Here is a 15,889-nt window from a genome sequence, read left to right on the forward strand (position 1 = left end):
ATGCGCACGCCTTTGCCGACACCCGCCCCGGCCGCCGCGCCGGAGCAGGAGACGCCGCGCCGCACCGTGGCGGCATGGTCGCTGCCGGTGTGGGCGGCGGTGCTGGCATCCGCGGCCGCCGGCCTGCTGCTGGATCTCGCCTCCGCACCGGTGGGGTGGTGGCCGTTGACGTTCGTGAGTGTCACGGTCGCCCTGGTGGCCCTGATCGGCCGCAGCATCGGCGGGGCGCTGCTGGTCGGCACTGTGTTCGGCGCCGTGTTCTACACGACCCATCTGGTGTGGGTGGGGGAGTTCCTCGGCCCGGTGCCGTGGCTTGCCCTCGCCGGGCTGGAAGCGGTCCTGTTCGGCGCGGGCGCGGTGCCGATCGCGCTCGCCTACCGGTGGACCGCCCGCTATCCGGCCCGCGGCCTCGTGCAGCTGCTCGCGGTACCGCCGCTGATCGGGGTTCTGTGGACGGCCCGTGAGGTGGTGATGGGTGCGTGGCCGTACTCCGGGTTCCCGTGGGCGCGCCTCGGGATGACCCAGGTGGGCGGCCCGCTCGCGGAGGCCGTGTCGTGGACGAGCGTGACCGGCCTGTCCCTGCTGATCGTCATTCTGTGCGCCTCTGTGGTGCAGTGGATCCGCGCCGGCGGCATCCGCTTCATGCTCGGGTTGCACCCTGCTGTGAGCGTCGCCGCTCTCCTGGTGATAGCGCCGCAGTTCCCCACCGCGCCGGCCGGGGAGTTCCGCGTGGGATGGGTGCAGGGCAACGGCCCCACCGGGTACTTCGACGACAAGGTGCCCGGCGACGTCCTGGCCGCGCAGACCGCCGCCACGGTGCCGCTGTACGGGCAGCCGATGGATCTGCTGGCCTGGCCGGAGGGCGGCGTCGACGCCGACCCGCTCAGTGATCCCGCCGCCGCCGAGGCGTTGGACCGGGTCGTGCGCTCGGCCGGGGCGCCGTTGCTGATGAACGCCGCCACCACCCGCGGCGACGATGTCTTCAACACGTCCCTGCTGTGGACCGCGGATCCCACGGGCCGGCAGTGGCACGACAAGGTCAACCCGGTCCCGTTCGGCGAGTACGTGCCGGACCGGTGGTTCTACGAGCTGATCGTCCCCGACCTGGTGGGCTTGATCCAACGCGAATACACCCCCGGCAGCAACCCGCCGCTCGTGCAGGTCGGCGACGTCGGGGTGGGGTTGGCGATCTGCTTCGACGTGATCTACGACGCCGTGATCTGGGACGGTGCCCGCGCCGGCGCAGAGGTGTTCGTGTTCCAGACCAACAACGCCGACTTCCGCGGCACCGACGAGAACCTGCAGCAGCTCGCGTTCGCCCGGATGCGCGCCATCGAAACCGGCCGCGCGGTCGTCAACGTCTCCACGGTGGGCACCAGCCAGGTCATCACCCCGGACGGCACCACCGTCGACAGCATCGGCGTCGACACCGTTGACGCGTCGATCACCACCGTCCCGCTGCGCACCGGACTCACCCCGGCGGTGATCCTCGGTCCCTGGCTCACCGCTCTCATCGTCCTCGCTGCCGCCGGCGCTCTCACCGCGGCGGGGTTCTCCCACCGTGCCCGCACGCGTGCGGCCGCCGCAGATCGTTCGACTGATCCGGGGAGGCACCCATGAACACGCCACGGATGAGGCCTGCCGGAGGTCGGCTGGCCTGGTCGCTGCGAACGCTGGCGACGGGCAGCGATCTCACCCTTCCTGGTGACCTGACGGCGGAGGAGTGTGGGTGCGCGCCCACGCCCGCGGAGAGCCGCGCATTCCGGGTCGGGGTGAGCCGGCGCACTCTGCTGACGGCGGGAACATTGAGCGCGGCAGCCGTCCTGGTCGCCGGCCCGCTGTTGCCGGCAGCGTTCGCGGCGACCTATCCGTCCTGGGAGGACGTGCAGGCCGCGAAAGCGAACGAGGCCACCAAAGCTGCCGAGGTGCAGCGGATCCAGGGCCTCATCCAAAGCCTGACCGGCGAGGTGGCGCGCACCCGCACCGCCGCCGAGCAGGCCGCCGGCGCGTTCTACACCGCCCAGCAGGAGTACTTCGACGCATCCATCCGCGCCGACACGTTGCAGTCCCAAGCCGACCTGGAAGCGCAGAACGCGACCGACGCGGCGAACAAGGCCGGCCGCATCGCCGCGCAGCTGTACCGCGACGGGGGCGACACCACCTCCCTCGAGCTGTTCCTCTCCGGGTCGCCGCGACCGCGGACGATCTCCTGTCCCGGCTGGGCGTGATGGACAAGCTGCTGGAACGCAACCAGGCCGTCTACGCTGCGGCGCTCACCGCCCGCGATGCCGCGCAGAGCCTGACCGATCAGGCGGTGGTGGCCCGGGATGAGCGCGACCGGCTGCAGCAGGTCGCCGAGCAGAAGATGCTCGAGTCGCAGCAGGCCGCCGATGCTGCGCAGGCCGCGCTGGACGCGCAGACCCTCCACCTCGGCGAGCTGCAGGCCCAGCTCGCCGCCCTCGAGGACACCACCGCGAAGACCATCGCCGACTATCAGGCCGGGGTGGAGGCTGCCCGCATCGCCGAGGAGCAGCGGCGAGCGGCGGAGCGCGCCGAAGCGGAACGGCTCGCCGCCTCGGGAGGTGCTGGTGGGGGTGTGGTCAGCTCCGGGTGGGCACGGCCGACCTCCGGGCACCGCACCTCGGGGTTCGGGCCGCGCAGCTCCCAGTGTGGCAACGGGTACTGCTCGACCAGCTACCACTACGGCGTCGACCTCAGCGGCGGATGCGGCGCGGGGATCTACGCCGCCGCGGCCGGCACCGTCGTCTACGCCGGGTACAACGGCGGCTACGGCAACTACATCAAGATCGACCACGGCGGCGGGATCGGCACCGGATACGCCCACATCCGCCCCGGCGGCTTCTACGTCGGATACGGCCAACGCGTGAACGCCGGCGACCTGATCGGCAGCGAAGGCAACACCGGCAACGCGTTCGGCTGCAACCTGCACTTCGAGGCCTACGTGAACGGCTCCCCGGTCAACCCCATCCCCTTCCTCGCCGACCGCGGCGTGTCCATCTGATCCGAAACGAACCAGGACATCATGACTGACCAGACCACCCCACCCGGCGGCGGCGACCAGCCCCAGACGCCCCCCACGCGCCGCAGCCTCCGCCGCGCCGCAACCCCGCCAGTCACCAGCATCACCACCCGCCCCCCACGGCGCCCGCCCGCAGAAACGTCCGCCCGTGGTCGGGTAATCGCGCTGCGCCCAGTGCGCTCCCTGGCGGTCCTGACGGTGGTCACCGGCCTGATCGCCACCTTCGCCCTCCCCGCGTATGCCGCCTGGCAGCCGGCGGACCTCGAGATCCCGACACTGCAGCAAGTCGCGTCCGAGGACGCGCAATCCTTGATCGTCGCCTCCGACGCGACTGGGACGCAGCTCACACGGGAGAGCTACTCGGCCACCACCCAGGCGGAGATCGACCAGAAGAAGGCGGCAGAAGCAGCCGCAGAACGTGCCCGCGCCTCCGCACAAGTCGCCTCGGTGCCCTTCGACTACAGCATCGTGCCCCAAGGCAGTGGAGCCGTGCGGTGGCCGGTGGGCGGTCCGTTCACCGTGACCGACCGCTTCGGTGATCGAGGCGGCGCGCATATGGGCACCGACATGGTCGCTGCCGGCGGAACCCCCGTCTACGCGTCCGTCGACGGCGTCGTGCGGATCTCGCAGGACAGCTACGGCGGATACGGGGTGACCGTGGTGGTGGAGTCCGTGCTGAACGGGCAACAGGTGAGCACGGTGTACCCGCACATGCAGACCGGAAGCCGGCAGGTCGCCGCCGGGCAGACCGTCACGGCCGGGCAGCTGGTCGGACTCGTCGGCAGCACGGGACGCTCCACCGCGAACCATCTGCACTTCGAGGTCTACCTCGACGGAACCGCCGTGGACTCGCTGGCCTGGCTGGAAGCGAACGCGGGCTGACCGATGTGCACGGATCTACCGCGCCACCCCGCTCGCGGGCACCCCCTGACCGCAACGACGAAGAGGACGACCCTGCCATGACCGGAACCGACGCGCTCTCCCTCGACGGCATCTCACTGCTGCTGGTGTGGACGGCGATCGCCACCTACCTGCTCGCGTTCATCGCGTACACCATCGACCTGGCCGGGCGCTCCGTCCCCGCCAGCGTCCCGCAGCGGGAGCCGGTCCTGGCCGGCGCTACCGCACGGGCGGGCCAGCAGACGGACAACGCCCAGAGTGGGTCGGTGGACAGTGTTCGCACGCCGCCCGCGCAGCGTCAACGGCTGCTGTGGGCGCGGATCGGGACGTCGCTGACGGTCCTCGCGTTCCTGTTCCACCTGGCCGGCACCATCCTGCGCGGCATCGCCGCGGAGCGGGTGCCGTGGGCGAACATGTACGAGTTCGCGCTGACCGGCACGGTCTTGATCGTGGCCGTCTACCTGCTGGTGCTGCGCCGCTACGACCTCCGCTTCCTCGGTGCGTTCCTGATCGGCATGGTGGTGCTGCTGCTGGGTGGCGCGACGGTCTCGTTCTACGTCGAGGTCGTTCCGCTGATGGATCCGCTCAAGAGCGTGTGGCTGGTCATCCACGTCTTCGTCGCGTCCCTGGCCACCGCCCTGTTCGCGATCGCCTGCGGCATCTCCATCACCCAGCTCCTGCAGGCCCGCCGGGAGCGCCGCACCCGAGCATCCTCGGACACTGCCCGCGCCGACGGTCTTGGGTTTCTGCGCACTCTGCCCGCCGCCGACGTGCTCGAGTCCCTCGCGTACCGGTTCGCGATCGTGGGGTTCGTGTTCTGGACGTTCACCCTGATCGCCGGCGCGATCTGGGCCAACGACTCCTGGGGTCGCTACTGGGGCTTCGATGTCAAGGAGGTGTGGACGTTCGTGATCTGGGTGCTCTACGCCGGCTACATCCACGCCCGCGCGACCCGCGGCTGGCGCGGCACCCGCTCCGCCTGGCTGTCCATCATCGGGTTCGTCGCGGTGCTGTTCAACTTCACGATCGTGAACATGTTCTTCCAGGGCCTCCACTCCTACTCCGGGCTCACATGACCCCGCACCCCTGCCCCGCCCTCTTGCCCGAGCCGAAAGCACGCACATGACCCCGATACTCTCGATTCCCGCCACCACGGGTGCGGATGCCACTGAACGCGGACAGCGGTCACTCCGACCGCGACAGGAATGACTCCTCGCGTCTTGCGGGTCGCAGGGCCTGCGATCCTCGGCGGGGTCGCACTCATCGCCTTGGTCGGGGCGTTGTGGTTCGGTGGGGGTGCTGCGCAGATCCCACTCGGCGACGCCGGCCCTGTTGTGCGCTGGGGGCTTCCGGTCACGAAACTGGTCGTGAATCTCGCCGCCGCGGGCATGGTCGGTGTGCTCGTGACCGCCTTGTTCACGCTGCGGGCCGGTGAGCGCGAGTTCGACGTCGCCCTCGATACCGCGTCGATCTCTGCAGCCCTGTTCACCGTGGCCGCGGGCGCGACCGGGTTCCTCACGCTTCTCAGCGTGTTCAACCCGGCCATCGACGCAGGCCCCCAGTTCGGTGCCCAGCTCGGCCGGTTCCTCGTCGAGCTCGAGGTCGGCAGGACATGGCTGATCACGACGGTCGCCGGCGCCGCCCTCACCGTCCTGACATTCGCCGTGCGGTCCTGGGTCGGGACGCTTCTGGTCGCCCTGGTGGCGGTGGCCTCGCTCGTGCCGATGGGCACGCAGGGGCACTCCGGCGATGACGCCTTCCACCACGAGGCGATGATGGCGCTCATCCTGCACATCATCGGCGCCGCGGTGTGGCTCGGCGGGCTCCTGCTGCTCATCGCCGTCCGTCCAGCCCTCGACCGTCGCCGCATCCCCGATCTCGTCGCCCGCTACTCGAGCATCGCTCTGGCCGCGTTCGTGCTCGTCGCCGTGTCCGGCACGGTGCGCGCCGCCATCGGCCTGCAGGAGTGGTCCGATCTGCTCTCGCCCTATGGCGCGATCTTGGGCATCAAGGTCGTCGCGCTCGTCGGCCTCGGCCTCTTCGGGGCGTGGTACCGCACCCGCCTGATCGGCAGGATGCGCAGCTCCGACGCGGCATCCCGCCCTTTCTGGATGCTCATCGCGTTCGAGCTGGCACTGATGGGTGTGGCCAGCGGCGCCGCCGCAGCGCTGGCCCGCACTCCGCCACCGAACCCGGCCCCGCTTCCCGAGATCCCCTCGCCGGCAGAACGCCTCACCGGTGCCCCGCTGCCCCCGGAGCTCACGATCGAACGGTGGGTCACCGCGTGGAACGTGGACATGTTGTGGGCGGTGCTCGCCGGGTTCGCGATCTTCTTCTATCTCGCCGGGGTGTGGCGGCTGCGCCGGCGCGGCGACGCGTGGCCTGTGTATCGCACGATCATGTGGGTCGCCGGCATGGTGCTGCTGGTCTGGGTCACCGGCGGCGTCGTCAACGTCTACCAGGACTACCTGTTCAGCATGCACATGGTGGGGCACATGCTGCTCACGATGGCGATCCCGGTGCTGCTGGTCGCCGGCGCCCCGGTGACCCTCGCCGCCCGGGCGATCCGCAAACGCGACGACGGCACCCGCGGCGGGCGGGAGTGGATCCTGTGGGCGGTGCATTCGCCCGTCGCCCGCATCCTGACGAACCCGTTCGTCGCGGCCGCCCTGTTCATCGGCTCACTGTGGGTGTTCTATTACACCGACCTGTTCCGCTGGTCGCTGTACGACCACCTCGGCCACCAGTGGATGATCGCGCACTTCCTCATCACCGGCTACCTGTTCGCGCTCTCCCTGATCGGCATCGACCCGGTGCCGTGGCGGCTTCCCTACGCCGGCAGGCTGCTGCTGCTCATCGGTGTGATGGCGATGCACGCGTTCTTCGGCATCGCCATCATGATGCAGTCGGGGCTGATGGTCGCCGACTGGTTCGGGTCGATGGGTCGCACCTGGGGTGTCACACCGCTCGAGGATCAGTACACCGGCGGCGGTATCGCGTGGTCGATCGGTGAGATCCCCACCCTGATCCTCGCGATCACGGTCGCGATTCAGTGGAGTCGCAGCGACGACCGCGAGACCAAGCGGCGAGACCGGCACGCCGACCGCACCGGCGAAGCCGAGCTCGAGGCCTACAACGCACGCCTCACCGAGCTCGCCGACCGCGATGCTCGCAGCCGCAGATAGGGCGCACTACGTGACGACGAAAGAGGAGCTCGCCGACCGCTACGGTCGGGGACCGCGGCCCATCCGCCGCCGCGTGTTCTGGGTCACCGTCGCGACGGCGGCAATCCTGTCTGTCGCCGGGCTTTCGTGGCTGACTGTCTCGAACTCGCTCGACGACGTCGGATTCGACGAGACCGGATACGAGCTGGTCGATGCGCGCACCGTGACCGTATCCTTCCAAGCCACGCCACCCGCTGGGACGTCGTTCGCATGCGCGGTGCAGGCATTGGATGAGGACTTCGGCATCGTCGGTTGGCGGGTCATCGAGTACCCCGCGTCCGAGGAGATCACACGAGCACTCGTGGAGACCATCCCGACCGTCGCGCAGGCAACGACCGGCACCGTGCAATCCTGCTGGGCCACATAGCCGCGCAAGGGAGGCCGTCGCCTGCGCCGGCTGAGTCTCTCAAGCGGTGGGCCTGTCTTCGTGGTCGATGCCGTGGTGCTCTTTGCCGCGCTCGAAGTTGAGCAGGCGGAGTGCGTTGCCGACGACGATCAGGGTGGAGCCTTCGTGGATGAGTACGACCGCGCCGATGTTCAGGCCGAGGAAGGTGGCGAGGATGAGGAACGCGACGATCGCGAGGCTGGCGATGAGGTTCTGCCGGATGATGCGGCTGGTGGCGCGGCTGAGCCGCACGGCGAACGGGACGCGGCCGAGGTCGTCGCTCATCAGCGCGATGTCGCAGGTTTCCAACGCGACGGTGGAGCCGGCGGCGCCCATCGCGATGCCGACGTCGGCGCGGGCCATCGCGGGGGCGTCGTTGACGCCGTCGCCGACCATCGCGATCGGTCGGTGGGTTTCGGCGAGGCGGGTGATCTGAGCGACTTTGTCCTCGGGGAGCAGTTCGCCGATCGCGGTGTCGACGCCGACTTCCCGGCCGACCGCGTCGGCGACGCGCTGGTTGTCGCCGGAGATCATCACGAGCTGCCCCACGTTCGCGCCCCGGAGCGCGCTGAGCACCTGGGCGGACTCCGCGCGGGACGCATCCATCACGCCGACGATGCCGAGGAACCGGTCGCCACGGCGGATGATCATCAGCGTCTGCCCGGAGTCCCGCGCCTGCGTGTACGCGTCGGCGAGCGTGCCGGTCAGCGCGAGTTGCTGCTCGTCGAACATGCGCAGGTTGCCGACGTCGACCCGCTCGCCGTCGATCGTCGCCGTGACGCCACGCCCGACGACCGCGTTCAGGTCTGTCGCGGTGAGGCGCTCGGCCTGGGGGACGCGGGGCTCGAGGTCGCGGACGATCGCCTCGGCCAGCGGGTGATCGCTGAGCGCTTCGACAGCGACCAGAGTGCGGATCAGCTCGGACTCGGGCACGTCGGCGGCGGGGGTGACGGACGTCACCCGGGGGGCACCCCAGGTCAGGGTGCCGGTCTTGTCGAACGCCATCGCCTTGACCCGCCCGAGCGTCTCGAGCGGGGCGCCGCCCTTGACGAGCACCCCGGCACGCGCAGCACGGGCGACCCCTGCCAGCACCGCGGCCGGGGTTGCGATCGCGAGCGCGCAGGGGCTGGCGGCGACGAGCACGGTCATGGCGAGGTAGAACGCGTCGGGGAACGGTTGCGCGAACGCGAGCCAGGAGATCAGGAGGGTGACGGCGACCCCGAGGATCACGGCGGGCACGTACCAACGCTGGAACCGGTCGATGAACTGCTGTGTGGGGGAGGCGGCCTGGTCGGCGGAGCGGACGAGCTCGACGACCTTGCTGAGCGTCGAGTCCGCGGAGGTCGCGGTGACCTCGACCTCGAGCACGCCGGACCCGTTCACGGTGCCGGCGAACACACGGTTGGCGGCGGGCAGGGTGTCGACGGTGCGCATCGCCCGCTCCGGGTCGGCCACCGGCTCCTTCTCCACCGGAATCGACTCCCCGGTGACCGCGGACTGATCCACCGCGGACACCCCGGAGATCACGAACCCGTCTGAGGGAATGCGGGAGTTCGGGCGGATGACGACGATGTCCCCGACGACGATCTCCTCCACCGGCACCTCCACCGGCTCGTCCCCGCCGCGGCGCACCAGGGCGCTGCGGGGAGCGAGCTCGGCCAGGGACTCGATGGACTTGCTGGCACGGCTGAGGGCGTATTCCTCGAGCGCGTGGCCGAGGCTGAACAGGAACAGCAGCACCGCCCCTTCCGCCCACCGGCCGATGAGGGCGGCGCCGATCGCGGCCACCAGCATGAGGAAGTCGACCTCGAACTTCCCTCGCATCGTCGAGGCGATCGCGGTGCGGAACGTGAAGAACCCACCGAAGAAGTAGGTGGCGAGGAAGAACACCAACGGCCACCCGACCATCGGCAGCCCCAACGCGAACTCGGCGATCATCCCGCCGGCGTAGGTCACGCCCGCGGCGATCGCGAACCACAGCTCCCACCGGGCCGAACCGTGGGAATGGTCGTGCGTCTCCGCAGCGGGCGCGGTAGTCGTCGGGGAAGAAGCAGTCATGCGACCAGGATACATCACAAGATCATGATATATTGTAGTTGTGAATGATTATCGTGGTCGGAGGGCACAATGGTGAGCATGGCCGGTACTGAGACGCGTCGGGAAGCAGGCACCCTGTCCGTAGCGGATGCTGAGCGTCTCGCCGAGATCATGCAGGCACTGGCGTCACCTGTGCGGCTGCGCATTCTGAGCGCGCTGAGTGTTCAGCCGAGCACCGTGACCGACCTCAGCGAACAGCTGCACATCGGACAGACGACCACATCGAACCATTTGCGGCTGCTGCGGCATCTGAGCCTGGTCCTTGGCACGCGCGACGGCCGGCACATCCACTACTCGCTCTTCGACGACCACGTCTCCGAACTGCTCGAGGAGGCCATCGGGCACCTCGAGCATCTGCCCGGCGGAGGATGACGCCTGCCGGAGCTCCCCGATTGACGAGAGTATTCCCGTTCACGTCGGGGGGCGCTGCTGCGGCCGGGGAGAGCGCGTCGCTGCCGGTTCGGACACGCTGCATGGTGTGTAGCCGATCGCCGCGACGGCCATGAGCTCTTGTAAGAATCCGCCACTACTCGCGGAATCCTGAACCCGAAACCCCAGCCAACTACCGTGGAATCGCGGCATTCCTCGCCATCTCGAGCGGGAACCTACAGGTAGGTGTAGGTTCCGGTTGGAGTTGTCCGTTTCGCAGCTGAAATGTCCACGCGATGTCCATCTGGACATTTCCGGTTCCCAGTCGCCCATGATGGCCCTCGTCTCAGAGCACCCGGCTCAATCAGTGAAGGAGTTCCCACGGGGACCGTTCGTCGATCCGCATCTACCGGTCGTTTGATCTCCAAGGCCGCCGCGGACCGCTGGCCCGGAAAGACCACCACCGAACGTGTCGGATCCGGCACGAGCAACTCGACCACGGTGCACCGCTCAGCATCGACGGCCCGGTTCGTGACTGAATCGACCGCCAATCCCAACCCGAGCGGCACGATCAGCCAGCGGATCTGATCGTGACACGAGAGCCTGCACGCGTAGACGTGCAGGCTCTCGTCGCGTACGGCGAAGATCGAACGGCCACGAGGCGGCTGGGGCCGAGAAGAACCGGGCATGATCAAAATCCTCCCCGCCAGTGCTTTCCGTCCCGAACGATCAGTTGTCACCGACCAGTTCCTCTCGCCCCTCGCCCCACGCGGATACGCGCTCCGGCTGGACGTGGCGCCGAATACCGCGGCTCCCGCTTCGCACAGGTGAAGAAACATTGACACAGAGTCAGATCTTCATTACATTGCAATGTGTACAGATTTCTTGACAGCAGGAGAACTCGATGTCGTATGAGGAGAGAAACACCTGGGCGTTCATCGCGATCGCTCCGGTCGGGTATGCGCTGTACCTCGTGCTCAGCTTCATGACCGGCGGCGGACCGCTCGATGCCGAGACATATGTATGGCCGATGGTGTGGGCGATCACCGGGGGAATCCTCGCCGGCATCCTGTCAGGGATCGTGATCGGCATGGCCGGATCCCGTCGCGTCGATCAGCGGGACAAGGAGATCGGATGGTTCGGCTCGCGGATCGGTAACATGATGATCGTTCTGGGGGGCGTGGGCGCGCTCGTCCTCTGCTTCATCGACGCCTCGCAGGTCTACATCGCGAATGTGCTCTACCTCGGCTTCGTTCTCGCTGCGATCCTCCAGTCCGCGGCGAAGCTCGCCGCCTACCGGCGCGGCCTCTGACGTGGCCAAACCGAAGCCCACCCGGGTCACCAACCGGATCCGCACCCTGCGCTTCTCCGCAGGGGAGATGACGCAAGCCGCACTCGCCGATCGCGTCGGCGTGACCCGCCAGACGATCATCGCGATCGAACAGGGAAAGTACTCGCCGTCACTGGAGGTGGCGTTTCAGATCGCACGTGTCTTCGGCGTCGGCCTCGACGACGCCTTCAGCTACGAGACAGAGGAGAGCAGTTGATGCGAGCAGTTGTCAGGCACGAGTACGGTGACACATCCGTCTTGCGTGTGGAAGAGGTCGATGACCCGGCGCCCGAGCCGGGCCGGGTTGTTGTTGAGGTCGCCGCGGCCGGGGTCAACATGGCTGAGTGGCACATGATGTCCGGCGAGCCGACGATGATGCGGCTGGCAACGGGACTTCGTAGGCCGAAGCGACCTGAGCTCGGGCAGGACGTCGCCGGCATCGTCGCGAGCGTCGGCCCGGGCGTCGAGAGCTTCGCGGTGGGCGATCGCGTCTTCGGCTCGGCTCGCGCCTCGTGGGCCACTCTCGCGTCGGCGAGTGCGGATCTGCTTCAGCTGGTGCCGCCGGGGATGAGTCTCGCACAGGCGGCCGCCGTGCCGATGTCGGGATACACCGCTCTGCAAGCGCTCCGGACTCTCGGCACTCTCGCCGGTAAGACCGTCGCGATCACCGGAGCGGGCGGGGGCGTCGGATCGTATATCGTGCAGCTGGCCGCGAAGCGCGGCGCGCACGTCACGGCAGTCTGTAGCGCGTCCAAGGCGGGCTTCGTCCGCGGCCTGGGCGCCCGTGACGTCATCGACTACGCGAGCACCGACCCGACCGCGGGCGGTCAGCGTTTCGACGCGGTGTTGGACTTCGCCGGCGGTCTGCCCCTCGCCGCCTGGCGCCGCGCCACCATCCCGGGCGGCACTCTCGTGCTGGGTGGCAGTGAGCGGGGCGGACGAGTGCTCGGCCCTCTCGATCGATCCCTACGCGCACCCTTCACCCGCGGGATCAAGATAATCACGCTCATGGCTGCAGCTCGCGGGGAGGATATCGCGGAGCTTGCAGCGGCGCTCTCGTCCGGGGAGCTGCGCTCCACCCACTCACAGACCTATACGTTCGATCACGCCGCCGAGGCGGTCGACGCGCTTCGCGGCTCGGTCCACGCGGGGAAGATTGTGCTGACCCCCTGACAGGCGACGGCGCACGTGGTGAGCGTCTCATTCGGGATGCCGATCGCGTCCCAACCGCTCGATCGCGGCGCAGGGTGGCGCAACGCCATGATGACCTCGGGAGCGTCGACCGACCCGCATGTACCGGATCGAATAGCCAGCGCGACTATGGACAACTCGCCCCACGCGAACACGCGCTCCGGGTGGACAAGTCGGCCGCCCATAGCGCGGAAAGTCGTCATGCGCGTGGACATCTCTGACCGCTTCCTACAGTAGGTGTAGGGATTTTCTTGACCTGCCATCTCTCGGATGAGATGTCCACGCGGCGTCTCTAGTGCGCACATGAGCATCGCAGGTGATCGAACTTGCGGAGGAGCGGCTTGTCGCCGCATGGATGCCCGCTGTTTTCTCTCGTCTGGGAACCACCCACCCGGCGATCTACAGTGATTGCAGGTTCCGCGCCGAAATGACATGTTTCCTCCCGGCTAGAGCGCCCGCGTATGCGTCACAGCACCCGCAGCTCGAGCGAACCACTGGGTAGTGTTGCGGGCATGTACTCTCGTTGCGCCACATTCGCGCTCGTCGGTGCGCTCGCTGTCGGCTTGGTCGGGTGTGCCCCGGAAGCCGAGCCGGACTGGGCGGCGGCGGAGGCCGCTGCGCAGGAATTCGAGGGCGTCGCCTCGAGTCAAGAGGGCTTCCTCGGCTCCGGCAGCTTCCGGGTGGAAGGTGATGAATCACAGGCATCAGGCGAGAGCGGTGTCGTGTTGTCCTACCCTGACGATGCGCGCGTCGACGGTGCCACTACCGCCTGCTTCGGCGACGGAACGGCGCGGGTCGGTTTCACCGTGCGGGTGGGATCGTCATGGATCGGCGTGACGTCCGTCGAGATCGAGTGTGATGGTGCGGAGCAGGTGATCCGCTTCGACGAGGCCTTCGACGCGGTCAATGCCGTGACGATCGACGGTGCTCGGACCCAGGGCGCCGGCGGAGTACTCGTAGCCGTCGTGTCGGGGATGGGATCGCCGGGGACGGTCACCCCGTAGGTCATCGACGTGACTCGTGGTGGCCCGTGAACGATATGGTGCGCGTCGATGCGTGAGTTCTTCGGTGGCGTCGGGATGCTGGGGCGCGGGTTCGCGTATTGGCGCCGCCGCCCGAGCCTCATGCTGCTCGGTCTGGTCCCGGCCGTCATCGTCGCGCTCGTGCTGCTCGGCGGACTGATCGCCCTCGCGAGCGTTCTCCCTCGCCTCACCGAGGTGCTGACTCCGTTCGCCGACGGCTGGCCCACACTCTGGGCGACCGTCATCCGCATCACCGTCGGCACGGCGACAGTCGGCGCCGCTCTCGTGCTCGTCGCGATCTCGTTCACCGCGCTCACCCTGTTCGTCGGTGAGCCGTTCTACGCGCGGATCTGGCGCGCTGTCGAATCCGATGGTGGAACCGGCGCCATCAACGCGCCCTACGGATTCTGGCGCTCACTGGGCGACGCCGTCTCTCTCATCGCGCGCGGCGCGGTCATCGCCCTGCTCGCGCTCGTCCTGGGCTTCCTCCCCCTCGTCGGAGGCCTCGTCAGCACCGTCGTCGGCGTCACGCTCACCGGCTGGATCGTCGCCGACGAACTCACCTCGCGCGCTTTCACGGCGCGCGGTCTCACCGGACCCGAACGCCGCGCACTCCGTCGCGCTCACCGCGCGCGTGTGCTCGGCTTCGGCGTCGCCACCCAGCTGTGCTTCCTCGTGCCGCTCGGCGCCGTCGTCGCCATGCCGGCGGCCGTCGCGGGCTCAACCCTCCTCGCGCGCTCCCTCCTCGACGACGCGCCGCAGCCGACGGGCCTGACGACGGCACCACACGCTCAGAACGCGGCGGGGTCGGTGGAATCGTAGGGCGTCGCGAGCAGTCGCGCCCAGGGCCGCGCCGTGCGGGCCTCGTCCACGGGCGGGGCGTTGTTCCGGTATCTTCGCCGCGTCGGCGAGATGAACTCAAGCACTCCGGCCCCGAGCTGCACCACCTGCCACGGCGAAGCATGCTTCAGGCGGTGATGCCTCTTGCACAGGATCGCGAGGTTCCCGGCGCACGTCGGCCCGCCCTCGGAGAACGGGATCGTGTGATCGGCCTCGCTCCGGCGCGCGAGCCGCCGGCATCCCGGCCAACGGCACTGCCGATCCCGCGCATCGAGCAGTCGCCGCAGCTTCTTGCTGGGGCGATACGTATCCAGCCGCAGCGGCTCCTCCGTGACCGGATGCACCATCACGCGCTCCCAGCAGGGCGCGGATGCCGCGAGCGTGCGCGCCGTGTCCGCGTCGATCGGTCCGCAGCCGGCGAGGATCGCGGGCTGGTCATCGATTCCGGCGAGCGTGAGGATCGGGATCGTGACCTGCACGGTCGCCCGGATCGCACCGAGGGCCCCCTCCTCGCCGTGCGCGGCGGGAGCTCCGCACAGCAGCATGTCGAGCATGATGTCGGCGCGCCGCTGATCGAGCGTGCGCTCATCGGCCGGCTCGCACTCGCCGTCGCGATCGCCCCCGCCATCCGCATCGCCCTCGCGATCGCCACACGTATCCGCATCGGGATCGGCGCTTCCGGCATCCGCGGCGCCGTCCTCGACATCGTCGTCCGCGTCGAACGCGACGGGACCCTCCCCGTCGAGCGCGCGCGCCATGTCGGTCAGCCGCTCGAACGCCGCCTGGATGAGCGCATCCGGACCGTCGAGCAGCAGGCGGGACAGTCCGTCCTCGAGCCCGTAGGTCTTCACCTGCCGCTGCGCGAGAGCGGCGCGCTGACGCTCTTCGACCATCTCCGGCTGCAGCCGCGCGGCGATGACTCGCGCCGACTCGCGCAGCTCGGGCGCCGTCGCCGTCTCGGCCAGCGGCAGCACCAGCTCTTCGTACTGTCCGCGGTGCGCGTCGTCCAGCGGCATGCCGCCGTCGATGATCGCGGACGCATGCCGCTCATCGATCCGCCCTTCCCGCAGCGCCTCCAGCGTCGCCGGATACGTGCGGACGAGCGCGTCACCGTCGCCGAGCCACGAGGCGATCGTGCGCTCGCCGACGCGCAGGGCGCACGCGAGCTCCGCGATGACCTCGCGCAGCGGGATCGTGTCGCCGAACTCCCGGTTGCCCTTCGCCGCCCGGCGCTGCGCGACGCGCAGCGCGACCAGCTGCAACGCCTCGGCGAAGAGCTCCGCGCGCTGGGCCTGCAGACGCGCCATGTCGATGCGGTTCTGCTCAGCGCGGCTCACGAGGGCCGACAGCTCCGCCCAGTGGGGATCGATGCAGTGGGGATCGATGCCGCGCGGATCCATCCCGCCCGACGCGGACGCGTCGCGGAACTCGACGGGTCCCGAGGGGTCGGGCTGCGGTTCCATGGGGTACTCCAGACGTCGTTCGACAACG

13 protein-coding genes and 1 pseudogene are annotated in these 15,889 nt (G+C 69.0%); 12 read left to right on the forward strand and 2 right to left on the reverse strand.

What is annotated here, in order from left to right; translation table 11 throughout:
• The 6 genes and pseudogenes from lnt (at nt 1) to JOD60_RS02595 (ending at nt 7,531) form a co-directional block, all read left to right on the forward strand.
• Nucleotides 1-1,620: an apolipoprotein N-acyltransferase gene (gene lnt / locus JOD60_RS02570; RefSeq protein WP_101305216.1), complete on the forward strand. Its 1,620-nt coding sequence runs from the start codon at nt 1-3 to the stop codon at nt 1,618-1,620.
• Nucleotides 1,617-3,022: pseudogene (locus tag JOD60_RS17280) on the forward strand (peptidoglycan DD-metalloendopeptidase family protein). The gene lnt and the pseudogene JOD60_RS17280 overlap by 4 nt, the downstream one beginning before the upstream one ends.
• A gap of 192 nt (nt 3,023-3,214) precedes the next feature.
• Nucleotides 3,215-3,922: a M23 family metallopeptidase gene (locus JOD60_RS02580; protein ID WP_076688296.1), complete on the forward strand. Its 708-nt coding sequence runs from the start codon at nt 3,215-3,217 to the stop codon at nt 3,920-3,922.
• Nucleotides 3,923-3,999: 77 nt separating this feature from the next.
• Nucleotides 4,000-5,016 carry a c-type cytochrome biogenesis protein CcsB gene (gene ccsB / locus JOD60_RS02585; RefSeq protein ID WP_045246027.1) on the forward strand — a complete coding sequence of 339 codons (1,017 nt, stop codon included), beginning with the start codon at nt 4,000-4,002 and terminating at the stop codon, nt 5,014-5,016.
• A 129-nt stretch (nt 5,017-5,145) separates the two neighbouring features.
• Nucleotides 5,146-7,125 (forward strand): bifunctional copper resistance protein CopD/cytochrome c oxidase assembly protein, encoded by a 1,980-nt coding sequence (locus tag JOD60_RS02590; protein WP_045246025.1) that lies wholly within the window; start codon nt 5,146-5,148, stop codon nt 7,123-7,125.
• Nucleotides 7,126-7,135: 10 nt separating this feature from the next.
• Nucleotides 7,136-7,531, forward strand: a complete 396-nt coding sequence (locus JOD60_RS02595; RefSeq protein WP_045246023.1) for a DUF4307 domain-containing protein — start codon at nt 7,136-7,138, stop codon at nt 7,529-7,531.
• A gap of 39 nt (nt 7,532-7,570) precedes the next feature.
• Here the strand turns inward: JOD60_RS02595 and JOD60_RS02600 are convergent, their stop codons facing one another.
• Nucleotides 7,571-9,607 (reverse strand): heavy metal translocating P-type ATPase, encoded by a 2,037-nt coding sequence (locus tag JOD60_RS02600; RefSeq protein ID WP_048809453.1) that lies wholly within the window; start codon nt 9,605-9,607, stop codon nt 7,571-7,573.
• Nucleotides 9,608-9,685: 78 nt separating this feature from the next.
• On the opposite strand from JOD60_RS02600, the gene JOD60_RS02605 reads away from it, so the two are divergent.
• From JOD60_RS02605 to JOD60_RS02630, 6 genes are all read left to right on the forward strand, one after another.
• Nucleotides 9,686-10,018, forward strand: coding sequence for an ArsR/SmtB family transcription factor (locus JOD60_RS02605; RefSeq protein WP_045246029.1), 333 nt, complete (start codon nt 9,686-9,688; stop codon nt 10,016-10,018).
• A 901-nt stretch (nt 10,019-10,919) separates the two neighbouring features.
• Nucleotides 10,920-11,327 (forward strand): hypothetical protein, encoded by a 408-nt coding sequence (locus JOD60_RS02610; protein ID WP_204981586.1) that lies wholly within the window; start codon nt 10,920-10,922, stop codon nt 11,325-11,327.
• Between the two features lies 1 nt (nt 11,328).
• Nucleotides 11,329-11,562, forward strand: coding sequence for a helix-turn-helix transcriptional regulator (locus JOD60_RS16595; protein ID WP_269746967.1), 234 nt, complete (start codon nt 11,329-11,331; stop codon nt 11,560-11,562).
• 47 nt (nt 11,563-11,609) lie between these two features.
• On the forward strand, nt 11,610-12,518 hold the full coding sequence (locus JOD60_RS02620; protein ID WP_232321796.1) for an NAD(P)-dependent alcohol dehydrogenase: 909 nt from the start codon (nt 11,610-11,612) through the stop codon (nt 12,516-12,518).
• Nucleotides 12,519-12,997: 479 nt separating this feature from the next.
• Nucleotides 12,998-13,540, forward strand: coding sequence for a hypothetical protein (locus JOD60_RS02625; protein ID WP_157127810.1), 543 nt, complete (start codon nt 12,998-13,000; stop codon nt 13,538-13,540).
• Between the two features lie 48 nt (nt 13,541-13,588).
• Nucleotides 13,589-14,380, forward strand: a complete 792-nt coding sequence (locus tag JOD60_RS02630; protein WP_076688302.1) for an EI24 domain-containing protein — start codon at nt 13,589-13,591, stop codon at nt 14,378-14,380.
• On the opposite strand, the gene JOD60_RS02635 is transcribed toward JOD60_RS02630, so the two are convergent.
• The gene (locus JOD60_RS02635) at nt 14,350-15,861 is read right to left on the reverse strand and encodes an HNH endonuclease signature motif containing protein (protein WP_076688304.1); all 1,512 of its coding nucleotides are present in this window, start codon (nt 15,859-15,861) and stop codon (nt 14,350-14,352) included. The two genes, JOD60_RS02630 and JOD60_RS02635, sit on opposite strands and share 31 nt — an antisense overlap.
• Between the last annotated feature and the right edge of the window lie 28 nt (nt 15,862-15,889).

Origin of the sequence: Microbacterium aurum (assembly GCF_016907815.1) — a bacterium.
GTDB classification, from domain to species: domain Bacteria; phylum Actinomycetota; class Actinomycetes; order Actinomycetales; family Microbacteriaceae; genus Microbacterium; species Microbacterium aurum.